The sequence below is a fragment of the Geothermobacter ehrlichii genome (assembly GCF_008124615.1).
Lineage (GTDB): Bacteria > Desulfobacterota > Desulfuromonadia > Desulfuromonadales > Geothermobacteraceae > Geothermobacter > Geothermobacter ehrlichii.
The window spans coordinates 22,326-47,836 of sequence record NZ_VNIB01000014.1 but is presented as its reverse complement, the minus strand read 5'-3'; the positions used below and the strand labels follow the sequence as shown (position 1 = coordinate 47,836).

Annotated in this window: 21 protein-coding genes; 15 read left to right on the top strand and 6 right to left on the bottom strand. The window is 53.5% G+C overall.

What is annotated here, in order from left to right:
• Positions 1 to 18 precede the first annotated feature (18 nt).
• The 4 genes from EDC39_RS12915 (at position 19) to EDC39_RS12900 (ending at position 2,827) form a co-directional block, all read left to right on the top strand.
• Positions 19 to 258, top strand: coding sequence for a hypothetical protein (locus tag EDC39_RS12915; RefSeq protein WP_148896810.1), 240 nt, complete (start codon positions 19 to 21; stop codon positions 256 to 258).
• Positions 251 to 1,468 carry an Arm DNA-binding domain-containing protein gene (locus EDC39_RS12910; protein WP_148896809.1) on the top strand — a complete coding sequence of 406 codons (1,218 nt, stop codon included), beginning with the start codon at positions 251 to 253 and terminating at the stop codon, positions 1,466 to 1,468. Before EDC39_RS12915 ends, EDC39_RS12910 begins: the two co-directional genes overlap by 8 nt.
• Positions 1,443 to 2,291: an HD domain-containing protein gene (locus tag EDC39_RS12905; RefSeq protein ID WP_148896808.1), complete on the top strand. Its 849-nt coding sequence runs from the start codon at positions 1,443 to 1,445 to the stop codon at positions 2,289 to 2,291. The genes EDC39_RS12910 and EDC39_RS12905 overlap by 26 nt, the downstream gene beginning before the upstream one ends.
• Positions 2,292 to 2,434: 143 nt before the next feature.
• On the top strand, positions 2,435 to 2,827 hold the full coding sequence (locus EDC39_RS12900) for an MbcA/ParS/Xre antitoxin family protein (RefSeq protein WP_148896807.1): 393 nt from the start codon (positions 2,435 to 2,437) through the stop codon (positions 2,825 to 2,827).
• 18 nt (positions 2,828 to 2,845) lie between these two features.
• On the opposite strand, the gene EDC39_RS12895 is transcribed toward EDC39_RS12900, so the two are convergent.
• A complete protein-coding gene (locus EDC39_RS12895; protein ID WP_148896806.1) occupies positions 2,846 to 3,085 on the bottom strand; it encodes a hypothetical protein in 240 nt (79 codons plus the stop codon).
• A 169-nt stretch (positions 3,086 to 3,254) separates the two neighbouring features.
• Between EDC39_RS12895 and EDC39_RS12890 the strand changes: the two genes are divergently transcribed.
• The 10 genes from EDC39_RS12890 to EDC39_RS12845 all read left to right on the top strand — a co-directional run bounded on the left by EDC39_RS12890 (position 3,255) and on the right by EDC39_RS12845 (position 17,025).
• The gene (locus EDC39_RS12890) at positions 3,255 to 3,929 is read left to right on the top strand and encodes a DUF6946 family protein (protein ID WP_148896805.1); all 675 of its coding nucleotides are present in this window, start codon (positions 3,255 to 3,257) and stop codon (positions 3,927 to 3,929) included.
• A gap of 639 nt (positions 3,930 to 4,568) precedes the next feature.
• On the top strand, positions 4,569 to 7,235 hold the full coding sequence (locus EDC39_RS12885; protein WP_148896804.1) for a type I restriction-modification system subunit M: 2,667 nt from the start codon (positions 4,569 to 4,571) through the stop codon (positions 7,233 to 7,235).
• Entirely contained in the window at positions 7,232 to 8,542 is a 1,311-nt protein-coding gene (locus EDC39_RS12880; protein WP_148896803.1) for a restriction endonuclease subunit S, read from the top strand. Before EDC39_RS12885 ends, EDC39_RS12880 begins: the two co-directional genes overlap by 4 nt.
• The gene (locus tag EDC39_RS12875; protein ID WP_148896802.1) at positions 8,539 to 11,670 is read left to right on the top strand and encodes a type I restriction endonuclease subunit R; all 3,132 of its coding nucleotides are present in this window, start codon (positions 8,539 to 8,541) and stop codon (positions 11,668 to 11,670) included. Before EDC39_RS12880 ends, EDC39_RS12875 begins: the two co-directional genes overlap by 4 nt.
• 4 nt (positions 11,671 to 11,674) lie before the next feature.
• Positions 11,675 to 12,358, top strand: coding sequence for a M48 family metallopeptidase (locus tag EDC39_RS12870; RefSeq protein ID WP_148896801.1), 684 nt, complete (start codon positions 11,675 to 11,677; stop codon positions 12,356 to 12,358).
• A gap of 140 nt (positions 12,359 to 12,498) precedes the next feature.
• Positions 12,499 to 13,551, top strand: coding sequence for a helix-turn-helix transcriptional regulator (locus EDC39_RS12865; RefSeq protein WP_148896800.1), 1,053 nt, complete (start codon positions 12,499 to 12,501; stop codon positions 13,549 to 13,551).
• A gap of 177 nt (positions 13,552 to 13,728) precedes the next feature.
• Positions 13,729 to 14,016: a hypothetical protein gene (locus EDC39_RS12860; RefSeq protein WP_148896799.1), complete on the top strand. Its 288-nt coding sequence runs from the start codon at positions 13,729 to 13,731 to the stop codon at positions 14,014 to 14,016.
• Positions 14,016 to 14,960, top strand: a complete 945-nt coding sequence (locus tag EDC39_RS12855; RefSeq protein WP_148896798.1) for a metallophosphoesterase — start codon at positions 14,016 to 14,018, stop codon at positions 14,958 to 14,960. Before EDC39_RS12860 ends, EDC39_RS12855 begins: the two co-directional genes overlap by 1 nt.
• A 23-nt stretch (positions 14,961 to 14,983) precedes the next feature.
• Positions 14,984 to 15,724 (top strand): hypothetical protein, encoded by a 741-nt coding sequence (locus tag EDC39_RS12850; RefSeq protein ID WP_148896797.1) that lies wholly within the window; start codon positions 14,984 to 14,986, stop codon positions 15,722 to 15,724.
• Between the two features lie 473 nt (positions 15,725 to 16,197).
• Positions 16,198 to 17,025, top strand: a complete 828-nt coding sequence (locus tag EDC39_RS12845) for an ATP-binding protein (RefSeq protein ID WP_187426801.1) — start codon at positions 16,198 to 16,200, stop codon at positions 17,023 to 17,025.
• A 473-nt stretch (positions 17,026 to 17,498) separates the two neighbouring features.
• On the opposite strand, the gene EDC39_RS15785 is transcribed toward EDC39_RS12845, so the two are convergent.
• The 5 genes from EDC39_RS15785 to EDC39_RS15975 form a co-directional block, all read right to left on the bottom strand.
• The gene (locus EDC39_RS15785; protein ID WP_281289763.1) at positions 17,499 to 17,624 is read right to left on the bottom strand and encodes a hypothetical protein; all 126 of its coding nucleotides are present in this window, start codon (positions 17,622 to 17,624) and stop codon (positions 17,499 to 17,501) included.
• 23 nt (positions 17,625 to 17,647) lie between these two features.
• The gene (umuC, locus tag EDC39_RS12840; protein ID WP_148896795.1) at positions 17,648 to 18,907 is read right to left on the bottom strand and encodes a translesion error-prone DNA polymerase V subunit UmuC; all 1,260 of its coding nucleotides are present in this window, start codon (positions 18,905 to 18,907) and stop codon (positions 17,648 to 17,650) included.
• Positions 18,904 to 19,335, bottom strand: coding sequence for a translesion error-prone DNA polymerase V autoproteolytic subunit (gene umuD, locus EDC39_RS12835; protein WP_148896794.1), 432 nt, complete (start codon positions 19,333 to 19,335; stop codon positions 18,904 to 18,906). Before umuD ends, umuC begins: the two co-directional genes overlap by 4 nt.
• Positions 19,336 to 19,561: 226 nt before the next feature.
• Positions 19,562 to 23,149, bottom strand: coding sequence for a PIN domain-containing protein (locus EDC39_RS12830; RefSeq protein WP_148896793.1), 3,588 nt, complete (start codon positions 23,147 to 23,149; stop codon positions 19,562 to 19,564).
• 164 nt (positions 23,150 to 23,313) lie between these two features.
• Entirely contained in the window at positions 23,314 to 23,430 is a 117-nt protein-coding gene (locus EDC39_RS15975) for a LexA family protein (RefSeq protein ID WP_246140254.1), read from the bottom strand.
• 1,248 nt (positions 23,431 to 24,678) lie between these two features.
• Between EDC39_RS15975 and EDC39_RS12820 the strand changes: the two genes are divergently transcribed.
• Positions 24,679 to 25,470, top strand: coding sequence for a hypothetical protein (locus tag EDC39_RS12820; RefSeq protein ID WP_148896792.1), 792 nt, complete (start codon positions 24,679 to 24,681; stop codon positions 25,468 to 25,470).
• Positions 25,471 to 25,511 lie beyond the last annotated feature (41 nt).

Below are 25,511 nucleotides of genomic sequence, written 5' to 3'. Positions count from 1 at the left end.
ATGAAAGGAGAGTGCAAAATGGAAGAGCGTACTTACCTGACCACGGAGGAGCTGGCAGCCCGTCTCAAGTACGAACCCGGTTACATCCGCGGCACCCTGAAGGATGCGGTGTTCATCGAGGGGGTCCATTACATTCGTCCTTTCGGTCGGCGGCGGGTCCTTTACATCTGGGAGGCGATCGAGCGGGACATGGTCAAGCCCTCCGTTGAGCAGCGACCTGTGATTCCCCTGGCAGGAGGAGGTGTGATCAATGGGTAAGGTCAGGGTGAGAAAAGAGACAGGGAAGTTGTATTTCGATTTCTTTTACAATGGCATTCGCTGTCGGGAGCAGACCTTGCTGGACGATACGCCGGCCAACCGGAAAAAGCTCGAAGCGTTCATGGCGCGCATCGAACAGGAGATCAAGCTGGGAACCTTCGATTACGCCAGCTACTTTCCCGGCAGTCGGAATCTGCAGCGGGTTATGGCGGCAAAGCCTTTTGTCCAGAGACCGTCCGCTACCCAGGTTGTGCCGGGAGATACGCCCCTGTTCGGAGAGTTCTGCGAGGAGTGGTTTCTCGAAAACGAGGTCGCCTGGAAGATCTCGCACCGGGTGACGGTGCGCGGCATCCTGGACAAGTACCTCATCCCCGAGTTTGGGGAAATGGCGGTCAGCCACATCACCAAGGGTGACATCCTCAAGTTCCGGTCCTCACTCGCCAAAGTCCGGGTCGGAAACAGGGTAGGGCTGTCGCCCATGAGGATCAATCACATCATGACGCCGTTGCGCATGATTCTCAATGATGCGGCCGACCGATTTCACTTTAACACGCCCTTTGTCGGCATCAAACCCCTGAAAGTGCCCAAGACCGACGTGGATCCCTTTTCGCTGGAGGAAGTGAAAACCTTTCTCGCCCGCGTGCGGCCGGATTATCGCAATTACTACACGGTGCGTTTCTTCACCGGCATGCGGACCGGAGAGATCGACGGATTGCAGTGGAAGTACGTCGATTTCGACCGGAAGGAGATCCTGGTGCGCGAGACCCTGGTGCAGGGCCGCATCGAGACACCGAAGACGCCCGGGTCCATTCGCGAGATCCAGATGAGCAGCCTCGTGTACGAGGCCCTGAAGAAGCAGTGGGATGTCACCGGGGCTGGTGGAGGATTCGTTTTCTGCAACCGCCAGGGCAAGCCGCTGGATCATGTCAACGTGACCAAGCGCATCTGGTATCCGACACTGCAGCTGCTAGGCATGAAGCGCCGGCGTCCCTACCAGACCCGGCACACGGCGGCGACCCTCTGGCTCGCCGCCGGGGAAAACCCCGAATGGATCGCCCGGCAGATGGGGCACTCCAGCACCGAGATGCTGTTCACCGTCTATTCCCGCTTCGTGCCCAACCTGACCCGTCGGGACGGTTCGGCCTTCGAGCGGCTGCTGGTGAGCAGCCTGAAAGGAGTCGAGGATGTTGCCGATACGCACGCTGATTGAAAAGGGAAGGGGGACGGTTCGGGGGCTCTACCGGCTGCGCCGTCCGCGATTGCGGCATACCCGAAAAGGCTGCCCCTACGTCGCCCTGGAACTCGAGGACATGAGCGGACGGGTGCCAGCCTATCTCTGGGCGCCGGACAGTGACACCGAGTCGCTGCTGCAGGATCTGCGCTGCGTCGAGGTCGTTGGTGCCATCCGCCGGCGCCGGGACGGGATCGTTCTGGATGTCGAGCGGATCGGTGACGTCCAGGACCGGCTGGGCGAGGTCGTGCGGCTGATTCCGCAAAGCGTCTGCCCGCTGCCTTGGCTGCTGTACTATCTCGATGCCTGGGTCGCTCATCTGACCGACCCGCATCTGCGGCAGTTCACCCTGAACGTCCTCGGCGACGACGGGCTGGCATTTTTGTTCGTCTCGGCGCCCGCAAGCCTGCGCCATCACCATGCCTGGCCCGGTGGTCTGCTGCAGCACAGCCTCGAGTGCGTGCAGTCGGTGTTTCGTCATCCGCAATTCGGTCGCGAGCAGATGGAATGCGGCATGGTGGCGGCCCTGTTTCACGACATCGGCAAGGTGCTGACACTGACCGCCGACATGCGACGCACCAGCCTGGGACAGACCCTGGATCACGACAAGCTGACCCTGGAGGTGCTGGCACCGCACCTGAAATGGCTCGACCGGCACAGGCCCGCAATCGCCGCCGATCTGCGCTACTTGCTGACTTGGCGCAAGGGACGGCGGGATGGCAGGATTCCCCGGTTGACCATGGCCGAAGTGGTGCGCAGCGCCGACCGGATCAGCGCCGGACTGGCCACTCAGGGACAGTGAAAGACAAGGAAGACGACCAGCGGCCTCCGAACTCTTGCGGAAGGTCGAAGAGGGACGTAAGCTTTAGGTTGTCTGCCAGGCGGAAGCCCGGCTTCCGCCTGGCGTCCCGACACTATCGGAAGTACATTCTGGAAAGGGGTGCCATGCCTGCCGTCCAGCCCGCCATCGACCTGTATGACGTCGACAGCCGGCGTCGTCTGGCCAAGATGGTCACCCGCCTGTTCGATCACTGGCAGCTGACGGTGGAGGAGCAGGCCGTTCTGCTCGGACTCTCCCCGAAGAGTCGCACGACCATCGCCCGCTACCGGCGAGGCCATCCCCTGGCTGCCCGGCAGGATCTGATCGCCAGGGTCGGCCATCTGCTGGGGATTCACCAGGCACTGCGCAAAATCTTTCCGCACAACAAAGAGCTGGCTTATCGGTGGGTCTCCCAGCCGAACCGGCGATTCGATCATCGCCCTCCGCTTGCCATCATGAAGCAGGGCTACGAAGGTTTTCTGACGATACGGCGTTATCTCGACCTCGAGGCACCGTAGCTCCTTTCCCGCCTCAATCTAGCGTTGCCGGGCCTGGTAGATGGCCCGCAGAAGCTTGCCGGCCCATTCGGCGACGGCTTCCGGAACGTCGATGGTGTCCGTGGGCCCGTCGGGAAGCCCGCTAGGTGGTGCGTCTGGAAAATGTTGCCGGTTCCCGCGGCGGGACCGGCAGAGTTTCTGTCGCGTTTCTGTTGCCACCACGCAAGGAAAAGCACGTCCGGTGGAGTCGAGAACCTTCTCCAGCAGGCTGACCGCCACCTCATCTTGGCAGAGGCAATGATGGGGGTGGGGGCGTTGGTTCTTTTTTCCGCCAGGCGATTATTGTGACTTTTTTTGTCACAACGAATTGGTAGAATTTCAGCCGTCCAAGGGACCTCGGCAGTGAAGAATTTACGGGAGACAGTCTCCCCGGGAAAGGTTTCAAGCAATGAGTAAAATCTACATACCTGCACAATCCGCTGAAGACTGGCAACAGTTTCTGGCCGAACCTGAGGAGCAGTGGAAACCCGGATTTTCGGCTCGTGCCTTTGCTTACTGCTGGCAGGAGGCCGATGGTTTTCCCCTTGAGGTCAAAAGGATATTCCGAGGAACGGTTCTCGATGGCCTTGGGATGTTGTTGGGCTTTCCGGAACATCAAGTTCCACTCCCCGGGGGAACGCGACCATCACAGAGTGATCTCTGGGTTCTGGCTAGGAAGGAGAAAGAGCTGGTCTCGATTGCCGTCGAGGGAAAGGTTTCGGAGCCGTTCGGGCCAACCATCGGTGAATGGTACAAAGATGCCTCGAAAGGAAAGATGGAGCGACTTGCCTACCTTCAGGAGCAGCTGGGTCTCTCCAGCCCCCCGCCATTGGGAACTCGGTATCAGCTGCTGCACCGGACGGCGTCGGCCGTGATTGAGGCCCACCGTTTTCCCGCTAGGCATGCCGTCATGCTGGTTCACAGCTTCAGTCAAACCAATGAATGGTTCGACGACTTCCGCTTCTTCGTAAATCTGTTCGGCAAAAAGGCCGAGATCGGCAGGTTGGTTACGGTTGGAGAGGTAGAAGGTGTTTTGTTGCACCTTGGCTGGTGCAAGGGCGAGGAAAAATATTTGTACGCCTGAGGCGAAGTCCTCCAACAGTAGTCTCAAGGGCCAATCTTCTCCTTTGGGAATTGGGCTGTTAGTGTTAAAATAACAACTATTTATGGGATCGGTTGCAGGGAGGGGGGCAAGATGGGGGCAGGCCTTGCGCCCCATCGGTAAGCTTTTCTGGTCATCCCCAAGCCATATCAGTTAAAGAAGACATCTAATTGCTTCTGTCAGACCGTATCTTCTGGTTCTTCTTACAAATGGGAGGGGTTCTTTTTGGCAGAGGGGAAAGTATATAGTTGGAATTTTTGGGTGAGTAGGTTCTGCGAAAGCCAGTAGTGTTCGCGAACTCTATTGCTGTTTGATTTTGATGGTAAACCTTGTGGAAAGTTGGCAGGTAATGGCCAAGGACGTCCTCAACAACAGAGGTAAAAGTTCCAACCATCCCAACTTTTGTTACGACGGTGACCCTCAAAGACGTGCTCTCTCTGCGTTGCCCCATGGTCCAATTTGCTGACAGGGCTATTTGGATAGGAATGCTAAGGGTGGCAGGTTCGGATTGGAGATGGGGTGAGTGTTCTTCTCTAACCTCGCAGAGAACACCGCAGCTTAGAGATAAACATTCATTTTAACGCTACTAGCTACGATTACTAACTGGCAAGGGGTAATCCATTGAAAGAAAAAATAACGCTCTCTCAACTTGAGTCTTTCCTCTTCAAGGCTGCCGACATTCTGCGCGGCAAGATGGACGCTTCGGAGTTCAAGGAATTCATCTTCGGCATGCTGTTCCTCAAGAGGCTTTCCGACGAGTTCGACCGCAAGCGGGAACAGCTGCGTGAGGAGTATGCCCACCTCAGGGAGCAGCCCGAGCTGATGGAAGAGATCCTCGAAGACAAGACCTCTTACGGCGAGACCTTTTTCGTCCCCAAACGTGCGCGCTGGCATGAGTCATGGACCGACGAAGACGGTAATCTCGTCCCCGCACTCAAGGATCTGAAGCATGATATCGGCAACATGCTCAACAAAGCCATCGCCGCCATTGAAGAAGAAAACGATGCGCTGGCCGGAGTCCTGAAGAACAACATCGATTTTAATGCGGTCAAGGGCAAGACCAAGATCCCCGACCAGAAATGGAAAGATCTGCTGGATCACTTCAGCAGCTTCCCGCCGCTGATCAATGACAATTTCGAGTTCCCTGACCTGCTGGGTGCGGCCTACGAATACCTTATCAAGTACTTTGCCGACAGCGCCGGCAAGAAAGGCGGCGAATTCTACACCCCCGCCGAGGTGGTGCGCCTGCTGGTGCAACTGGTCAAGCCCGAGGCGGGCAACACCATCTACGACCCCACCGTCGGCTCGGGCGGTTTTCTCATCCAGTCGCACCAGTATGTCGAGGAGCAGGGACAGGACCCCAACGACCTGTTTCTCTACGGACAGGAGTCCAACGGTACCGTCTGGGCCATTTGCAATATGAACCTGATCCTACACAACATCACCCGCTTCGCCATTGAGAACGGGGACACGCTGGAAGAACCGCTGATCCTGGAAAACGGCAAGCCCCGCACCTTTGACCGGGTGCTGGCCAATCCACCTTTCTCGCAGAACTACAGCCGGGCCAATATGCGCTTCCCCGAACGTTTCCGCGAATGGTGCCCGGAAACCGGCAAGAAGGCCGACCTGATGTTCGTCCAGCACATGGTCGCAAGCCTCAAACCCGGTGGCCACATGGCCACCATCATGCCTCACGGCGTGCTGTTCCGTGGCGGCAAGGAGAAGCTTATCCGCGAGATCTTCATCGAGGACGACATCATCGAGGCCATCATCAGCCTGCCGCCGGGGCTGTTCTACGGCACCGGCATCCCTGCCTGTGTGCTGGTGGTCAACAAGCGCAAGCCGGACGAACTGAGGGGCAAGATTCTATTCATCAACGCCGACCGCGAATACGCCGAGGGCAAGAACCAGAACAAGCTGCGGCCCGAAGACATCGAAAAGATCGACCACGTTTTTACCCACAAGCTGGAAATTCCCAAATACTCACGGCTGGTGGATAAGAAAGAAATCGTCGAGCAGCACGACTACAACCTCAACATCCGCCGCTATGTGGACAACACCCCGGAACCGGAACCCGAGGATGTGCAGGCCCACCTGATCGGCGGCATTCCCGAGGCCGAAGTCTCGCTATTTACGGCGGATTTCCAGCGCTTCGGCATGGAGACCAATGCCCTGTTCCAACCCGAGCGGCCCGGTTATCTCTTGTTTCTGGACGCCATCGACGGTAAGCCCGCCATCAAGGCCTGGTTTGAAGCCGAGCCTGGGCTGCAACAAACCCTCGACCACCACACCGAGGCGCTCTCGAGCTGGTGGGCGGTGGCCCGCGAGGATTTCGCCAAACTGCGCGACGGCAAGAAGCTGCCCGAGGTCCGGTCCGAACTGCTCACCACCCTCAAGGATAAGCTCATCCCACTCGGCGTGCTGGATGAATTCAAGAGCGCTGGCGTCTTCGTTAACTGGTGGCAGCAGATCCGCTACGACCTCAAGACCATCGTCTCCACCGGCTGGCACCACAGCCTGATCCCGGACGACTACTTGATTGCCGAATATTTCCAAGTGGAAGCGGACGAGATCGAGACGATGGAATCGGCCATCAGCGAAGCGCAGAGCGAACTGGCTGAAGCCGTGGAAACGGCGCAGGAAGTGGCCGGCTACGAGCCGGAGGAGGACGAGAAAATCACCGCCGCCGTCATCAAGAAGGCTCTCAAGGCACTGATTGACGACCTCAAAAACTCGATGGGCGAATCCGCGCGCAAGGAACGCGAAGCACTGCAAGCACAGGACAAGACCATCAAGCGCATCGAGAAACGCATCAAGGAGAAAAAGGCCAAACTCAAGGAACAACAGGCCGCATTGGAGACTAAGCTTCAGCTTAAGCGTCTGGGTGCTGACGAATTCAATGCCGAACAGCAAGAACTGCTGCGCCAGATCGATGAACAGCTGAATAAGCTCGACCCCACCAATAAAGCCGACAAGCGCAAAGCCAACGCCCTGAACAAGGACAAGTCTGTTATCAAGGCACGGCTGGAAAAAACCGACGCCCTGCTAGATGAGATCGGCGGGCAGCTGACCGAAGAAAATTCTAGGCAGCTGATCCTGAAAAAGCTGCACGACATCGCCCATACCGAACTGGAGCGCTACCTCAACGCCGAAAAACGGGCGCTGATTACCGCCGTCGAAAAGCTCTGGAACAAGTATGCCGTCTCCATGCGGGAGCTGGAGCAACAGCGGACAGAGACGATGGAACAGTTGGATGAGTTTCTAAAAGGTTTGGGGTATTTGGGATGAATGCAGATTGGCAACGGGAAAGTTTATTTTCAGTTCTTGAAACAATTGAAAGCGGTTCTCGGCCTAAGGGTGGCGTTAATAGTGAGTATGGGGATGTACCAAGCCTCGGGGGAGAAAATATTTTACCTTCAGGCAAGGTAGTTCTTGAAAATGTCAAACTCGTTTCATGGGATTTCTACAAAGGAATGTCCAAAGGGCACCTTCTTCCTGGTGATGTTCTTATTAACAAAGACGGTGCTCAGACTGGAAAGGTTGGATTTTACTTCTCTGGTGATCAGGATTATGCCTGTATCAACGAACACCTTTTTCTACTTCGAGGAAAATGCAAGAAAATAACTCAAGAGTACCTCTATTACAGCCTTTTATCGGAAAGTATTCAGAGGCAAATAAGTTTACAGATCTCTGGATCAGCGCAGCCTGGATTAAAAACAAGTTTCATTAATTGGGTATTCTTGGACCTTCCGGGCTCTATAACTGAACAAGCCAAAATTGCTGAAGTCCTTTCAGCGGTGGATCGGGCGATTGAGCATACCGAGGCGCTGATTGCCAAGCAGCAGCGCATAAAGACCGGCCTGATGCAGGACCTCCTCATCCGCGGCATCGACGAACACGGCAACCTCCGCTCTGAAGAAACCCATAAATTCAAAGATTCCCCACTGGGGCCGATTCCGGTGGAGTGGAATGTATTGAGGATGGAGCATCTGACAACACAAATCGTTGATGGCGTACATCACACGCCAAATTATGTAGAGTCTGGCGTACCATTTATTGTAGTAACAGATCTCACATCCACTCCCGGAATTGATTTTTCAAATACTAGGCTTATATCTGAAGATGCTCACAAGTTATACAAAAAACGCGCAAATCCAACCGCAGGTGATGTGTTGGTGACAAAAGATGGAACACTAGGTGTCGCCCGGATAGTACCCGAGGATGCTCCAGAGTTTAGCATTTTTGTATCTGTTGCTTTGCTTAGACCAAAGTACGAAATTTGTATGCCACAGTTGATTTGGGCATTTTTCGACAGCGGTGAGTTTATGATGCAACTTGGCTCACTATCAGCTGGAACCGGACTTGCACACATTCATTTGGAACATTTTCGGAAATTTTTAGTGCGCACACCTCCTATTAGTGAGCAAATTACTATATTTCAAATAATAGGAAGCCACAATGAAACATTGAAGCATCTAAACAAAGATTTATTCAAGCTGCAATCTCTTAAGAATGCTCTCATGCAAGACCTGCTCACCGGCAAAGTCCGCGTGACGCCACTACTGGAAAAAGAACAACAGGAGGCCTGCGCATGAGCCTCAATAAGACCCCTGCACATATCAAGATCGACGAGCGCAACCATGTGGAAAAGCCGCTGCTGGACCAATTGGCGGGGCTTGGCTGGAACATCATCGACTTTACCGGCCAGAAGCAGAAGCCAAGCGACACGGGGCGAGAAAGTTTTACCGAGGTGATTCTTCCCAAGGTTCTGAGAGAAAACATTAAACGCATCAATCCATGGCTGGAGGCGGACCAGACCGAGGAGGTGATCAAGCACCTCACGGCCAGTTTCCCCGGCAGCAACCTCATGGAGAACAACCGGCATGTTCTGCATCTGCTGCTGGAGAACACCAGCGTCAGCGAGAACCGCAAGACGGGTGAGAAAAGCCCCACGGTGCGCTTTATCGACTTTGACAATCCGGCCAACAACGACTTTACCGCCGTCTGCCAGTTCAAGGTACGTATCCTGGGCACCGAGCACCATATCATTCCGGACATCGTGCTGTTTCTGAACGGCCTGCCGGTGGTGGTGATCGAGTGCAAGTCGCCCAAGGTCAAGGACGCCATCCCTGAAGCCATTGACCAGCTTCTGCGCTACAGCGAGCAGCGCGGCGACCGAGGCGAAGGCAGCCAGCCGCTCTTTTATTACAACCAGTTCGTAGTGGCCACCTGCCGCAACGAATGCAAGTTCGGCACCATCAGCTCGCACAGCGAAAAGCATTTCTACCGTTGGGCAGACCCTTACCCGCGCACGGTGGATGAGCTGGAACACGGCGCCAGCGGCCCCAATGATCAGCAGCGACTGGTAGCCGGCATGTGTGACCCTCGCAATCTGCTGGACATCATTCGCACCTTCACCCTGTTCTCCACCGACGATAAGGGCCGGACGATCAAAATCGTGGGGCGCTATCAGCAGTTCCGTGCTGTCAAGCTGGCGGTCAAACGTTTGCTTGAGGGCAAGACACCGCGAGAGCGCAGCGGCATTATCTGGCACACTCAGGGATCGGGCAAGTCACTTACTATGATGTTCATGGTACGGGAGATGTACCAGCACCCGGAATTGGCCAAGTGGAAAGTGGTGTTCGTCACCGATCGCACTCAACTGGAGCAGCAATTAGCCGAGACCAGCCAGGGCATTGGCTTCACGGTCAAGGTGGCCGACAGCATCAGGACGCTCAAGGAACTGCTCCGCTCCGACGCTTCTGATCTGGTGATGGCCATGATTCACAAATTCCGCGAGACGGAGCTGTCTGAGACTTTCCCGGAGCTAAACTCTAGCCCGCATATCCTGGTGATGACCGACGAGGCTCATCGCTCGCAATATGCGCTGTTGGGAGCTAATCTGGATAAAGCCATCCCCAACGCCGCCCGTATCGGCTACACCGGCACCCCCATAGACAAGACCGAACGGGTGTTCGGCGACTATATCGACAAGTACACCATGCGCCAGGCCATTGAGGACGGGGTGACGTTGGAAATTGTCTATGAAGGCCGCACCCACTATGCCGACGTGCCCGACCAGAAAGGCATGGATACGGCATTCGAGGATGTCTTCAGCGACTACAACCTGGACGAGCGTTTGCAGATTCTGGGATATGGATCGCGAGATGCCTACCTGGAAGCAAAGGAGACCATCAAGGCCAAAGCCTGCGATATGGTGCGGCACTATCTGACTCATGTCTTTCCCAATGGCTTTAAGGCGCAAATCGTGGCTACCTCCCGTGAGGCGGCAGTGCGTTACAAGCGCTGGATTGACGCATCATTACGACTCTCCCTGCGTAGGCTGCGACAGAACAACCCCCGCAAGCTGGACCTCGAGCTACTCCAAAAGCTGGAGACGGATGTAATCATCTCCGGCGGGCATAATGACCCGTTGCATCTGAAAAAATATACTGACAAGTCGCGGCACGAGACCAGCATCAAGCGCTTCAAACTGGCTTTCGGTAGCGAGGAAGATGGCCAGAATGGCAATATGGGGATTCTGATTGTCAACAATATGCTGCTGACCGGCTTTGACGCGCCGGTGGAGCAAGTGATGTATCTAGACAAGGTGGTCGTTGCCCACAACTTGTTGCAGGCTATTGCTCGCGTCAACCGAGTGGGTGGCCTAGGTAAGGACAAGGGATTCGTGGTTGATTATGTTGGTATCGGCCATCACCTGAAAAAGGCGCTGGAGGACTACGACGAGCGTGAGCAGAAGCAGATCACTGAAGCACTAAGTTTTCCGGAGGAGGAAATCCGCGAACTGGAGGCGGCGCACAAGGCGATCATGGATTTGCTGAAAAAGCATGGCCTAAACGACCTGAGCGATACGGATGCCTTTTTCGATCTATTTTACGACGAAGACATCCGCTTCGATTTCATACTGGCTTTCAAGCAGTTTACCAAATGCCTGAATACCGTTTTCCCGGCCAAGGAAGCGCTTGATTACATTGATGATTACAAAGCGCTGACCGAAATTAATGTGCTTGCCGGTAAGCACCTGCGCGACCAACGCCTGAGCATGAAAGGCATCCCGCCCAAGCTACGGGCCATCACAGACGAATATCTGGTGTCGAAAGGCATCGACCTTAGGGTGCCACCAATTTCAATTCTCGACGACAACTTTGAAAAGCAGGTAGGCAAGCACAAGAGAACAAAAACCAAGGCGGCCGAGGTTGAACATGCGATACGCCACCATCTGGATGTGGAGCTCGATGACGATCCGGATCTGCAAGCCTCTTTTGCCGAGGCGCTGGAGAGGATTCTGGATGAGTTTCATCACAATTGGGCCAAAGTCTATGATGAACTTGAGAAGCTTCGTCAGAAGATCATCGCTGCATCTCAGGAACCAACCTACGATCTGCACCGCAAGAAACAGATGCCGTTTTTCCGTTCTTTCCGCCGCGAGCTGTTCGGCGAGAAAGATCTGAATGATGACGAGATCGCGATGCTGGTGGATCTGACGCAACGGATATCCCTGGTCGTTGAGCGCGAACTGAAGCTGACCGGATTCTGGGAGAGCATCCCGGCACGCAACAATCTGACTGCGGAGATCAAGAAGATTTTGCTTTCAAAAAAGTTTATTGGACTACCCAAAATGAAAGAAAATTATAAACACATCATCAGCCGCATTATAGAAATCGCCGAAAAGAACAACGACATCATCCTCTACGCGGAGTGACCAAATGGAGCTCGCTTACGAAATCCGACGTTCCAGCAAGCGGCGCAAGCTCACCATCACAGTGGAGCGCGACCGGCGTGTGATCGTCCATGCACCCATGACCACACCGGAAGCGAAGATACGCGAGATCGTTGAGACCAAACGCCTGTGGATCTACGAAAAACTCCATCATCCGCAAAAGTACAGGGAATTGCCTCACGCCCCGGGGAAAGAACTCGTCAGTGGCGAGTCGGCGCTATATTTGGGGCGGCATTACCGCATTGAAGTGGTCGAATCCGACCTGTCCGAGATCCGTTTCGCCCAGCGCTTTTATATCCCCGCCTCCTATGTTCAGAATCGGAAGACCGTTTTGCGGGAGTGGTATATCCAAAAGGCCCACGAAAAGATTCTGCCACGGGTGCGCCATCATGCCCGCCAGCTTGGTGTAGCCTTCAACAAGGCCAAGATCGTAGATAGCAGCTACCGCTGGGGGTCGTGTACCGTCAAGAACAACGTTAACTTCAACTGGCGGTTGATAAAGGCGCCCATGTTCATTATTGACTATGTCATCGTTCATGAGTTAGCTCATCTGTTGGAAGGAAACCACACATCAAGGTTCTGGAATATTGTCAGGTCACAATCTCCGATGATGGACAAAGCCAAGCAGTGGTTAATGGAGAATGGGAACATCTTGGAAGAGGACGTGTAGGATTGACGTTTGAATGATAACTTAATTTGATTAGGCGCCAAATTTGCTCTGTCGAAGAAGTCGGATGGCGAGTAGAAATATCTTCGACTGGCATCTTTCGGGCCGCTAGAGACAAAGAAACCGCTTGATGTATTAAATGGTTGAAAGATGCCATCAAGTTGCGGGCATTTACCAAGTCAAAAGGTGCCACTCTGGGAAGCCCCATGGAAACCCTACTCCGACAATGGCTGATGCTTCGCCTGATTCCGCGCCAGCCTCGCCGCATCAGCACCGCCGAACTCGAACACAAACTGAACGAACAGGGGTATCAAACCACACGACGAACCATCCAGCGCGACCTCGACAAGCTGTCCCGGCATTTTCCGCTGGTCAGCGACGGTCGTAAACCCGCCGGCTGGTCCTGGCAAAAAGACGCCGAGACCTTCGATATTCCTGGCATGGGCCCCAGTGCGGCACTCACTCTGCGGATGGTCGAATCCTTCATGCTGCGCATGCTTCCCGGGCAATGTGCCCGCAGCCTGGAAGGACACTTCCGGCGCGCCCAAACCATTCTCGACAAGCTTTCCGGTGGCCACGCCCACTGGCCGGAAAAGGTGAAGGTTGTTTCGCGCACCCAGCCGCTGCTCCCGCCGGACATCAGTGAAGAGGTCCTTGAGACCATCACTGAAGCCCTCTTCGGAGATCGCTGTTTCAGGGGACGCTATCGGTCGGCAATCGACGGCCGGGAAAAACAACTGCATTTCCATCCCCTGGGAATGGTCTTTTCCGACGCCGTCATCTACCTGGTGGCTCGTATCGACGATTACCAGGACGTCCGCCACTACGCCCTGCACCGGTTTTTGGAAGTCGAACTGCTGGAACAAGAGGTTCAACGGCCCGATGGCTTCGATCTCGAGCAACACATGCGCAACGGCCGTTTCGAATGGCCTCTCGAAGAAGGCAAGACCATCCGCCTGCGTGCCCGTTTTGCTGCCGGCGCGTCACGTCACCTGCAGGAGCGGCGGCTCAGCGAAGACCAGACCATAACAGAAGATGGCAATGACCACGTCATACTCGAAGCCACCGTTCTCGACAGCCATCAATTGCGCTGGTGGCTGCTCGGATTCGGCGATACGGTCGAGATTCTGGGGCCTCCAGCCCTCCGCCAGGAGTTCAAAAGCATCGCGGCCAAACTCCACCAGTTCTACCAATGAAACCAGCGGCCCCTCCCCGCCCGGAAACAGCAGATCGGAGCCCCTGCATTCCTTGTCACCAATGCGACATCGTTTGTCGCATGCCTGGATTATACAGTTGAGCAGGATGCCGATTGGGGCGAAAACCCTGCGGCCTTGATGGCATGCCCACGCCGCATGTCCCAGAGAATCGAACCGATGTGCAACCGGAAACTATTCAACAACCGGCCCGTAGACAAGGACACGAAAGTCCTGTCCAAACGGTACCTGACTTTCGACGGCAATAACGTGCTGTGGGAAAAATGGCTTTGGGACGGCATCAGGGGCAATACCCTGGTCTTTGTGGCCAGCCAATTCGGAGGCATCGCGGATGACGAGCTCGTTCGCATCGCCCGGCAAATCGCCGGACTGCCCGGCGAAGCCAGCACAACCCTGAAACGAACGGGTGACTACATCTTCTTCAACTTCGGGTTCAGGACAAGCTGATGACAACGACCGGTTCTACGGGATACGACATCATTGGCGACATTCACGGCCATGCCGACGCTCTGCGGGCTCTGCTGCGTCAGCTCGGCTATCGCCAGCACAACGGATGCTTCCGCCACCCGGAACGTCAGGCGATCTTCGCCGGCGACTTCATCGACCGGGGACCCGACAATCTCGGCGTGATCGATATCGTTCGTCGCATGGTCGACGGCGGGGCAGCTCTCGCCGTCATGGGCAACCACGAATACAATGCCATCTGCTACCACACCCGGCATCCGCAAACAGGCCAGCCGCTGCGGCCCCATTCTGCCAAGAATACCGCGCAACACGCTGCCTTTCTGGCCGAATTTGCCGGCCGGGAAAGCCTTCTTGTCGAGACCATTGCCTGGTTTCGGTCCCTGCCTCTCTTTCTCGAACTGGAAGGCCTGCGGGTCATCCATGCCGAATGGGACGCCAGATTGATCCGGTCGCTGACCGGCAACGGCAGCCAGCCAACGAACACCTTCTGCCTCGACGATCACTTCCTGTTTCGGTCTGTCGATGACCGGACATCGGAGCACCGGATCATCGAAACCCTGCTGAAGGGCACCGAAATCCCTCTGCCGGCAGGATGTGTTCTTCAGGACAAGGACGGCTTCGCCAGACAGGAAATCAGGGTCAAGTGGTGGCAAGCATCCGGCAGAACCTACCGGGAGATTGCCATGCTGCCGGACGACCAGCTGCCAGCTATCCCGAACCTGCCACTGACCGACAACGGGAGGAACATCTATCCCACCGGGGAAAAGCCCGTGTTCTTCGGTCACTACTGGATGAGACCACCTGTCAGGCTGCTGACCCCGAACGCCACCTGTGTCGATTTCAGCGTCGCCAGGGGAGGCGTCCTGTGCGGTTACCGGTGGAACGGAGAGAGGAAGCTGCACCCCGAAAATCTGCTTTTCGTGTAGCCCACCGCAGAAAGGAGGTTGCGATGAACCGTGAAGAATGGCTGGCGCAAATCAATGAAAATCCGAACACCAACCTCCTTTTTCTCTCAGTGGAAAATACCATGCTCCTGTTCTTCGACCCGCCCTTTCCCGATGTCAGGGGAATGAGTCATTGCAAGGAGGCCCTCAAACTCATCGAAAAGCCCTTTTTCCTGATTGCCTACTCCAGCCGATTCGACCGGAAGGAGAAGGTCGAATTCTTCAACAAAGTATCGAGAGAACGGCTGGAATCGGAACTTGAACACAATTTCGATTTTCTTGTTCCCGACAGCTGGATTGGCATCCAGAAATCCAGCAAAGATGACATCTCAAAAGATCTCATCAAATTCTGGGACGATTGTCTCTATCCGCAAAAGGTGAAAAGGCTCGCGGCCTTTATCGATGGACGTATCAAGAAAGACGCCGGATGGGGTTACGAACCGATAGACAGTACGATCATGCTTATTCAAACACCAGGGCGAATTGTTGAATACGTCGACATTGTCAGTTACGAAGAACGTGGGCATGGATACAAATGTTTTCATGCGGTTGAAGCAAAAAACATTGAAGAGCTGAAAAATTTTCTCCGGAAGAAAAACGTGAAATATGTCGACCTGAAGAGCATGAACCAATGGGACGTTGAAAGTATCTTCGCAAGAGGTCTCGAGGTCGACGAGCTGACGGAAAAAGACTACCGGTGGCTGACACGGGTCTCGGAATACAGCAACAGATATATTTCTTTTTAAACAGGCACATGGATGCCAAAGCAACATGAGCAACCAAAGGAGGCAAACAAATGCTTATATTTGCAAGATCAAGAAACTGCGAGAAATGTCGCAACACATACAGCAGATATACAGAGCAAGAGATGCCTCGATACTGTACCAAGTGCCAAAAAGAAGTCTATTACTGCGACACGTGTGTTCCCTCAGGATGCCCACGGTGCAGAGGAAAACTGGTAGATATTTGGGAGTCTTCCAAGGACGAGAGGGGAAGCACGATATTGTTCTGATGCCCCGGGCAGGCACGAATCAAATCCGCTGGCGGCCAACATGGAGGCAGCCATGTCGCCGGGCTGACAAAAGAGACAGGGGCCGAGGCCATTTGCGACCGGCAACTGGCTGTCATCCAGAAATTCGGAATGCAGCCGAATGCACATTTCATTTTGACATGCCGACATATGCCACAACCCATGACATTTGATCGCCGGAGGCAGCCTATGATCTCTGAAGAAATCAAGAAGAAAATCTCAAAATTTAACGATACCGGAGAATTCATGGATTTTATCTACGATAACGAACAACTCGACAATGCAACAAAGAAAGCCATCCTCTCAGAGGCTTTCAAGAGGATTGCAAGCGGTGATGACCTGGAACGGGTCATCTTTATGGCAATCGACGATTTAAACGATTTTGACACCGCGAAAAATTTTCTTATTTCAGGGTTACACCACATCACTTCAATCGAAGAATTGAATCATTTGTCACTCATGGTAGAAGGTATTGCTTACGGGGAAGAAGACCGAAACTTGTTGCAATGGTGTCAAAATGCGATGTCGGAAATAGCGAAGAGGAAAAGCTCTCCCTATGTGAAGATGCTTGATGCTCTTCATAAATCGTACAAATACAATCAGAGAGTTTACGTTGATCGTGCATTGCTCGACAAAACCAGACCTGTTCGCGTGCCCGTTTTCTCTGGACCAACCGGCATGGGCAAAACGACCACCATCAAGAAATTTGCCACAGAGATGGGGTTTGATTTCATCGCCCTTGAAGGCAGCGTCCTGACGGCCGGCGATCTGTTGACGCACATCCAGGTCACCAAAGAAAAGATCATGAAGAAATCGTCAAAGGGAGTGGTTGTCCTTATCGAGAGGTTCAACCAGCTCTGCGACGAATGTAAAGACATCATTCAGCAGTATTCTGATGGCGACATTGACGCTGTTGGAAAAATTGTAAAATCTGCAGGCGCTTTAAAAAAGACAGAGCACAGATTCCGTATCACGCCAATTACCGAATTGTTTGTCGTTGGCGAGGTCACAACCTAGTTTGCGCGCATTGGTCGTAAGCTTCCCAGTCAATTAACTGCCAAGCTTACACCATTATCTTTTTGCAAGGCAGCGGTTGCCAAGGTGCCGCCCGATTCATCCCTACCTTAGCAGGGGCGGCAGCCAGAGAGTCGCCTGGTTCATCATTGCTCGCAAGCTTTATAATCTGAGAGTGTGGCTTTTTCGGATTATCCACATTTTCGGGGGAAGGGTAGTGTGTTGGTGGCAAGTGCGGGGACCATCCCATAACTATCTAGCCGACGAACTAGCAGCATTTGAGGCTAGGTTTGACTCCTTCTTTTGAGTCGGTGCATCCTTTTCCCATGTTTTGCCCCTTTCTGCCTTGGTGTTCGTTCTAATGGACACGTCCTTGAGCCTCGTAGGCTACCAGATTTCTCAGCCTGCCTCAGATGCATTGTGGAGTTTTTCGGGGACGACTAACCTGACTGTCCGCTGCTGGAGAGGCTCTTTTCTCAACCTTGTTGGGGGTGCTTCGTGTGGTCGCGTTTGCGTTCGCGTTTGTCCACGATCTTGTCGTGAACAATCACGAAAATTGCGAAAGCCGCGAGCAGATATCCAGCGATGACCATGCAGCCCATGTTGATCCTCCTCTTACGATACCTTAGCACACCTCCGGAATGCACTCCCACCGCGTCGTGTAGGCCGGTGACAGGTGTGCCCGGCGCATGAACCAGTCGGTCTGCGGCCGCTGGCCACCGAACCAGATCTTGCCTCTGCCACTGTGGTTGATGGCGTCGATGGCCCGCATCAGCCTGTCGCTCCGGTCCTGGTCATCTCCGGCCGTGAACAGATCGGGCTGTACCTGGTCCGGCGAACAGAGATCACCGAGCATCACGCCGGCCTTAGCGTAGCGGCAGCCGTCCTTCCAGATGTCGTCGAACAGGCGGGTGACCAGGGCCAGAATCGCCCGGCTGTCGGCGCTGGGACAGGGCAGCGTGCCGGTGGCGGCGTTGCTGTAGCCGGGCCCGCTGCCGTCGAACGGGCTGGTCCGGATGAAGAGATGAACCATGCGGGCCAGCAGTTCCTCCCGCCGCAGCTTTTCGGCGGTGCGGGCGGCGAATTCGCACACCGCCTGGCGCACTTCCGCATAGCCGGTCAGCTTCTCGCCGAAGGAGCGGGAGCAGACAATCTGCTTTTTCGCCGCCGGCATTGCCTCCAGTCCGATGCAGCTTTCCCCGTTCAGCTCGCGCACGGTCCGCTCCAGCACCACCGAAAAGCGCCGCCGGATGCGGCGCGGCTCCATGCGGGCCAGATCGAGCGCCGTGGTCACGCCCAGCTTCTGCAGGCTGGCGGCGATCCGGCGGCCGACACCCCAGACCTCGCCGACAGGCGTGATCGCCAGCAGGCGCCGCTGCTTGTGTGGAGCACTCAGGTCGACAACGCCGCCGGTTTCGGCGAATCTCTTGGCGGCGTAATTGGCCAGCTTGGCCAGGGTCTTGGTGGGCGCGATGCCGACACTCACCGGCACACCGACGTGCCTGCGGACGGTGGCGCGGATCTCCTGTCCGTACGCGACCGGTGAGGCAACGCCGCTCAGATCGAGAAAGGCCTCGTCGATGGAATAGATCTCCAGGTCGGGACTGAACCGTTCGAGGGTCTGCATCACCCGGGCGGAGATGTCGCCGTAGAGGGCGTAGTTGGACGAAAAGACCCGGACGTTGTGCCGCCTCACCGTCTCCCGCACCTTGAACAGGGGCACGCCCATGCCGATCCCCAGCGCCCTGGCCTCCGGACTGCGGGCGACAATGCAGCCGTCGTTGTTGGAGAGCACGACCACCGGCACCCTTTTCAGGTCCGGGCGGAACAGGCGCTCGCAGCTGCAGTAGAAGTTGTTGCAGTCGACCAGGGCGAAACGTCTCATGGCTTGCGCAAACTATGGATGACCGTGGTCACCACGCCGAAGATCTCCAGCTCGGCCCCTTCCGGCACCGGCACCGGCGCGTGCCGGCGGTTCATCGGTACCAGCCGCACCTCGGGCTTCAGCTCCAGCCTCTTCACCGTCAGCTCGCCGTTGAACTCGGCGATGACGACATCGCCGTGCCGGGCCTCCAGCGAGCGGTCGACCACCAGTACGTCACCGGGAAAGATGCCGGCCTCGATCATCGAGTCCCCCTGCGCCCGGACGAAATAGGTGGCGGCGGGATTTTTGACGCACAGTTCGTTCAGGTCGAGGGTGCGCTCCTTGTAGTCGGAGGCCGGCGAAGGGAAGCCGGCCGGCACCGCATCGAGAAAGAGAGGAATGTCGAGCCGGGCAACATCGCCGGCACGACCGATCAGGTTTGCCTTCATGCAGGTCTCCGGTCACTCTCGGACTTATGACTTTGGATTCGGGGAAACAACAACTATTCGGCCTAACGGTCTCGGCGAATATCGGGGTTTTGTCCCAATTTTCACCATTTCAAGACCCAAATATCGAGTTGCGGGCCTCAATCAACCGCTTGGCTGGTGAAGAGCAGGAACTCAATGGCGAAAATTTGGTACATTCTTTTCGTTGTCAGTCGTTACATACTCCCCCTCACTCAACGTCTAGATAATCAAAGCGGCCTAGCCGCAACAGATTTTCCCTGGCACGTTCAGCGTTTTCCCGGATCAGAGGATCTTCAGCATTCAGGCCAGCTTTTAGAATAGGTTTGGCCTCGTCGGCCGAAATGTACATCTGTGCGTCTTGGTCCATGGTATCCGTGATTTTCGTAAAACATTCAACGACCAATGACAGATGCTCCGGAAGCAGTTTGTTTAAAGTTCTCACCTCCAAGGAAAGGCCTACATCCTTCCCGCACCCAAGATCGAGAATCTTCGCGTAAGAGCGTAAACGCCACTCAGGATCGAAACATTCAGCTTGCAGCCAAAAGGTAAATTCCTTGAGTTCCAGCGGCTCAGCGGCTTCAAGACGCCAATCGAAATAGGCGATTGCGCGATCGGTCAACTCTTTGTCTAGGTGTTTACCGCTGTTTCTCAGTGAGCGGCCCACATGGTCGAAGAGCTGAGCCCAACGTTTGCGGTCATCGCTGGTCTTGTCATAAAAACGTGCTAGTAGGCTTTCTTCACCCGTTAGAGGGTAGACTTGCCAAATGTAGTAGGTGAAAAGGTGCTGGCCCAACCTGTCGACAAGCTCCCTACCGTCGTCTTTCGCGGTCGTCAGGACATTCAGGTTTTCAAGCGCGTATTCGAATTCCTTCCGCAGAATTTCAAATGTCACCTTGACCGGCCGGTTGAAGCGGATATAGCTGCCAAAAGCATCTCGCCAAACAGGCACATTTCCTTGAGGGAACAGGGCGCCTCGTTGGGTAATGGCCCAATCCCGATTGAGGGTGCAGAGGTTTCCAAAGTGCATCCCCAATAGCGCATGTTCAGGTCGGGTTAACGGGATTTCAGCATCCTCGGTTATACGTTTAATGAGGATGTCGGTCACTTCTGGCAAATGATCTTCTGGTGACTGACGGCGAACCCAGAAGCCGAAATTGACAAGAGACTCGAGAGCCCGACTGCGAGTATTGTTGATGGCCTCGGTGATAGGATCGTCTCGGTTAAGCAGCACCGGGCAGTTGTGATCGAGTCGCCAATCAAGCTGACAACACGCCTTTCGAAGCAGAGCGGCAAGGCCGTCTCTTGCGGTAATTGGGGCATTCGTATCTTTGTTCACACATGCGTCAATGAAATCAACCACAGCCCTGCGTGAGCTGCCCCAGTCCGGATGGTCGCGTGACTCGTCTCGCGGCTCGGGTTGACCTTCCACCCGCGCCGAGTCCGGATGCGTCAAGACCCACGCGCAGAACTCCATCCATTGGTCCAGGTTGCCGAAATTCTTTTCCTTGACGAGCTCAAGCATGGCTTTGAGCATGGCGGTGACATAAACTGGCCGTGCAATCCTGTCACGGTTCGTCATCCAGAAAGCTAGACGCTCGCCATCTGGCGCAATCTTTTCTTTGAACAGAGCCTGAAAGACGCCAGCAAGCGCGGAGATATTGATCTCAACCAGCCAATTATCCTTATCTCGATGCTCCTCGTCCCAGTCGTTCAGATAGGCCAGAAGCTCCTCATCTGTGAAGCTTTCGAGATCTTTGACGGACTTCGGACTCCGGAAAGTGACAGTGCCTCCGGTTACCCCGCCGTAGGGTGAATAACTGTCATCGGTAACAGCTTCAGCTTGGGCTTCGTCTTCCAGCTTATCGAAATAATTTCGAACTTCTCCACTTAGCAGTGCGGCAAATGGGCGTAGCTGCATGCGGTGAAAATAGCGCTGACGTTGTTGAAAAGCCTCTTCACTGTATCGCTCACCCATCCATTCGCGAAAATCCTCTTTCGAAGGACCGCTGAGAATGGCGTCGAAAATAGCTTTTCGTTCGTCCTCGCTGAGCAATCGGGTACCGAAGTGTTCACTGGCTTTGCGGATCATTAATTGGAATTCGTAGTGATGCTCCCACTTTGAATAATCATCATGCCCGAGGATCTGCTCGCGTATCCATGGGAGGGTCTGATCATTCGGATGTGATGCGTAAAGATGCTGACGCAGACGCTTAAACACCTTCCAGCGATGATTTCGTAATGCCTGATCCAGGGCGTCAATGGATTCCGGAGCCTTGTCATAGACCTGCTCGCAGGCATAGGTCAACGTCTGCACCAGGGTTTCCTTCACATCCTGATAGTCACGTTCCGGCTTATCCAACCTCCGACACCAAATTTCCGAGAAGTCTTCGTCCCTCCCTTTTTCGAAATCTTCCGGATGCATTCCCAGGCGGATCATGCTTGCCACCGCGTCAATCAAGATGCGGGCAACCTGATAGGGTTCATGCTCGGCCAAGGGGCGAACACCTTTTTCAAGGATTTGCTGATATTCCCATTGATCAAAACGCGGGATCGGCTTTAGCGAGGTGTCCCAATCTTCAGGGTTTTCTTTCCGTCGGGACCGCTTTTCCTGTTCACGAGGGTCTTTGCGAAATTCGACAAGCTTGAGTAATAAGGCAGGCGTAACTTCTGAAAGCTGTGAATCAAAAAGGAAAGGCTTTTTCAGTAAATTAATAATGAGATTATGACCCCACCGGTAGTTTTCAATAAAGGATGTGATAAATCGAGAAAATCTCAAAGTCGCGTCAGCCGAATCGGCCTTTAACACAATCTTCAATATTCCTTCCAAAATTCGAAAATTATTCGTATTCGGAAGTTTTGAAATTATATCCATCACATCAGCAGGTGCAGCGTCAAAAATGCGTATCAGATACTCAAGGGGGGGCCACCATGGAAAAACACAATGTCCTTCCGTGGTCTTCTCTACGTCGGGGGGATTGAGAAAATATCCTTTTTCCGAAAGATATTGTAACCAAACAGCGTCGTCAGCATTTTGGAAAAAATAATCGTAATTAGATCCTCTGCTCTCCAACAGTTGCATGACCCGCTCAATTTCAATCGGAGTCGCCTGGCTGCCGCGAGCGAGTATGGCTTTCAGTTCCGTCAGATCTTCGGTTGTAATGGGTTTCGTAAGGTCAACGTCACCGGGCAACCTGTCTTTTCCTGACAATTCAGGCAGAAATGCCTCGATGTACTTTTCCAGATCAGGGAAATAGAAGATATAGCGCCTGCTTGCGCAGGCTTGGCTAAAATCACCGTCAAAACCGATGACGGCAATGTTTGCGTGGTGCTGCTTATGGTACTTGTCCAGTGCGCTGATAATAAACGCGTCTGGAAATTCCTTCGGTTTCTTTTCTGAGAAAGGAGGACGGATTTCAAAATACCAGTCAATAACATCCTCCAGATTGACAGCAATGGGCAGGTTCTCAACGACAAAATGCTCCTTGAAGGAAGACCAATGGCGGTGCATCTCTTCAATGCATTTCGTTTTTAACTCTTCTTCGGACGGGAGTTCAACAAGGGCCAAGCTATTGATAGGGTATGCTTTATGAGCTTTTATGACAGCATTAGCTGCCTTTTCAGCCTCTCGTTCAAAATGGCGAAATAACTCGCGCTCCATAATCTCCGGAACGATCAGGCGGAGACCGCCTTTGGCAAATGTATCCGTTAAGGCGGTAAATGCCCTTGTGTCAAAACGGAGGCCTTGTCTTTTGAAAAACTCAGTGTCGATATATAGAGAGGTCGGGACATGTCTCATTGGTAACCTCTGTCTATCTTGGTTTCTTCAAACATTCCCAATATACAAAAGCTATTTGTGCTAAAGCAAACGTTCTTTGCCGATTTCACTCAAATTTGTGCGAACCTAATTGAAACTATTGGTTGTGGGCCAGCTTTGGCCGGCCGAGAGGTACAGTCAAGATTTTATTTAATGCGTATTCTAACGAAATTCAGCCTTTTTACCGTCAACTCGCCGTGCCGGGCCTCCAGCGAGCGGTCGACCACCAGCACGTCGCCGGGAAAGATGCCGGCCTCGATCATCGAGTCCCCCTGCGCCCGGACGAAGTAGGTGGCGGCGGGGTTTCTGACGCACAGCTTCGTTCAGATCAAGGGTGCGCTCCTTATAGTCGGAGGCCGGCTAGGGAAAACCGGCCGGTACCGCGTCGAGTAAGAAAGGAATGTCGAGCCGGGCAACATCACCGGCGCGACCTATCAGATTTGCTTTCATGCAGGTCTCCAATCTATCCATCTGTTCGCATCGCGAAGGGTACAGGTCGCTTGTGACAGAAAACGACGTGTCATGCGAGATGAAGGATAGCAGACATTGGCCGTGTGTAAGGGGGTAGCTTCAGTCTTTTTGGGATAAAGAATTTCTTCATCAACAACCATTTTTCCGTTGGTATCTAGTTGTTCATAAAAAAATCTAACAAACCGGGGGAAGGTCACAGTTGCCGGAGTGTCGCTTGATTCATCCTTCCCCCGGTAGGGCGGCGGTTGCCGGAGTGTCGCCCGATTCATCCCTTTCCCCGACAAGGTGGTGGTTACCGAAGTGTCGCCCGATTCATCCCTTCCCCAGGTAGGGCGGTGGTTACCGGAGTGTCGCCCGATTCATCCCTTCCCCCGACAAGGTGGTGGTTACCGGAGTGTCGCCCGATTCATCCCTTTCCCCGACAAGGTGGTGGTTGCCGGAGTGTCGCCCGATTCATCCCTTCCCCTGGCAGGGCGGTGGTTGCCAGGGTGTCGCCTGATTTATCCTTCCCCCGACTGAGCGGCGGTTGCCGGGATGTCGTCTGATTCATCCTAGCTCGCAAACTTTATAATCTGAGAGCGTGGCTTTTTCGGATTGCCATAAAGCTCCCGAATTTCTGGACACTGTTTTGCACAAAAAAACACGCCGCCTCCGCCATGAGTACATGGGCGGCGTGCACCTGGCTGGTGTGATGTAAGCATGGCGCTGGGGCAGTCAATGCCGGTTGAATCGCTCCTTGAACGCCAGGAGGGCCTAGCGCAGTTTTTCCACCGTGTCGAAGCCCTGCACCCACAAAAGCTTCTCCTTCGGGGTGCGCATGAAATGTTCGGTGCGGGCCTGCAACCAAATATGTGTCCAGTTTGTTTGTGGAATACAAGTGCTTGAAAATATTATATAAAAACCATGAAGTGCATTTTTGTGTAATTTTTTTTCGCGAAAATGTTGCACCCTCCCCCTTTTATATAGGTGAGGGCCTTTGTGCCTTATCACGCTATTCGCGGGCGATTGGCTCGGCATTTACGGAAGAGGAGGTGTGTGGCATGAAAAAATATAATACCTTTTATCTTCAATTCTATAATGTAGGAAGTCGAAAAGTCACAAATGAAGTAGCCGAATTGACGTATAAATTTTTGTCTGCAGCAAAAGATTTAATCAATATTATTAACAATATTTTTGATGGTAGTTTAAGGTTTTCTATATATCATGAAGACTATAAAAATAATTATAATGTAAAAATTTCTATCTCTATAGAATATCAACGATCATATGGTGAATTTGTAAATGTTGTTTTTGACGCGTTTTTTTCAATGTTGCTTTCGATGCTTGATGGAGGCAATAAGGCTTGCAGTCAAATTAAAATATTATTTGAGTTCAAGTCGCTTGCTCAAGATAATGGTTTTTCAGTGTCGCCTATCTATTTTTCTGAAATGGAAAATACTATAAAAAAGGTTGCTAGTGTTGTAGTTAAAAACACCTCTATTCGCGCAGTTCTTGTTCCTTGCTGGTCTGTTTTTAAAAATGAATCAATAGGAAGTGTCAAATATTGTGATAAAAGTTTAGAAGATGAGAAAGAATCTGATGTCGAATTGTTCTCCTCGCCTAAGGAAGATAATTTTACCAAAATTGTTTTGGAGGTTCTGCCGGTCGTAACATTAGTAAAAAATGGTGTTAACGTTCGAATTGATGTTGTTGGTGATGTAGGTAATTGTAATATCTCACAAGATGCAAGGAATAAGATTAAAAAATTTGTTCGTAACCTTTTTCCTGCAGGTATGAAAGCTGTTTTAGAGGTCAGCAGGAAAGGTGTTACGATTATAGACTTGGATATTTAATGTGGCGAAAGACGTTGTCTTTTTTGGGGCCAGAACAAGTC

Bases quoted from the DNA above. Each gene is read 5' to 3' on its own strand.
- EDC39_RS12915 (WP_148896810.1), top strand. From the start codon at position 19: ATGGAAGAGCGTACTTACCTGACCACGGAGGAGCTGGCAGCCCGTCTC.
- EDC39_RS12910 (WP_148896809.1), top strand. From the start codon at position 251: ATGGGTAAGGTCAGGGTGAGAAAAGAGACAGGGAAGTTGTATTTCGAT.
- EDC39_RS12905 (WP_148896808.1), top strand. From the start codon at position 1,443: ATGTTGCCGATACGCACGCTGATTGAAAAGGGAAGGGGGACGGTTCGG.
- EDC39_RS12900 (WP_148896807.1), top strand. From the start codon at position 2,435: ATGCCTGCCGTCCAGCCCGCCATCGACCTGTATGACGTCGACAGCCGG.
- EDC39_RS12890 (WP_148896805.1), top strand. From the start codon at position 3,255: ATGAGTAAAATCTACATACCTGCACAATCCGCTGAAGACTGGCAACAG.
- EDC39_RS12880 (WP_148896803.1), top strand. From the start codon at position 7,232: ATGAATGCAGATTGGCAACGGGAAAGTTTATTTTCAGTTCTTGAAACA.
- EDC39_RS12875 (WP_148896802.1), top strand. From the start codon at position 8,539: ATGAGCCTCAATAAGACCCCTGCACATATCAAGATCGACGAGCGCAAC.
- EDC39_RS12870 (WP_148896801.1), top strand. From the start codon at position 11,675: ATGGAGCTCGCTTACGAAATCCGACGTTCCAGCAAGCGGCGCAAGCTC.
- EDC39_RS12860 (WP_148896799.1), top strand. From the start codon at position 13,729: ATGTGCAACCGGAAACTATTCAACAACCGGCCCGTAGACAAGGACACG.
- EDC39_RS12855 (WP_148896798.1), top strand. From the start codon at position 14,016: ATGACAACGACCGGTTCTACGGGATACGACATCATTGGCGACATTCAC.
- EDC39_RS12850 (WP_148896797.1), top strand. From the start codon at position 14,984: ATGAACCGTGAAGAATGGCTGGCGCAAATCAATGAAAATCCGAACACC.
- EDC39_RS12845 (WP_187426801.1), top strand. From the start codon at position 16,198: ATGATCTCTGAAGAAATCAAGAAGAAAATCTCAAAATTTAACGATACC.
- EDC39_RS15785 (WP_281289763.1), bottom strand. From the start codon at position 17,624: ATGGGCTGCATGGTCATCGCTGGATATCTGCTCGCGGCTTTCGCAATT.
- umuC (WP_148896795.1), bottom strand. From the start codon at position 18,907: ATGAGACGTTTCGCCCTGGTCGACTGCAACAACTTCTACTGCAGCTGC.
- umuD (WP_148896794.1), bottom strand. From the start codon at position 19,335: ATGAAGGCAAACCTGATCGGTCGTGCCGGCGATGTTGCCCGGCTCGAC.
- EDC39_RS12830 (WP_148896793.1), bottom strand. From the start codon at position 23,149: ATGAGACATGTCCCGACCTCTCTATATATCGACACTGAGTTTTTCAAA.
- EDC39_RS15975 (WP_246140254.1), bottom strand. From the start codon at position 23,430: ATGATCGAGGCCGGCATCTTTCCCGGCGACGTGCTGGTGGTCGACCGC.
- EDC39_RS12820 (WP_148896792.1), top strand. From the start codon at position 24,679: ATGAAAAAATATAATACCTTTTATCTTCAATTCTATAATGTAGGAAGT.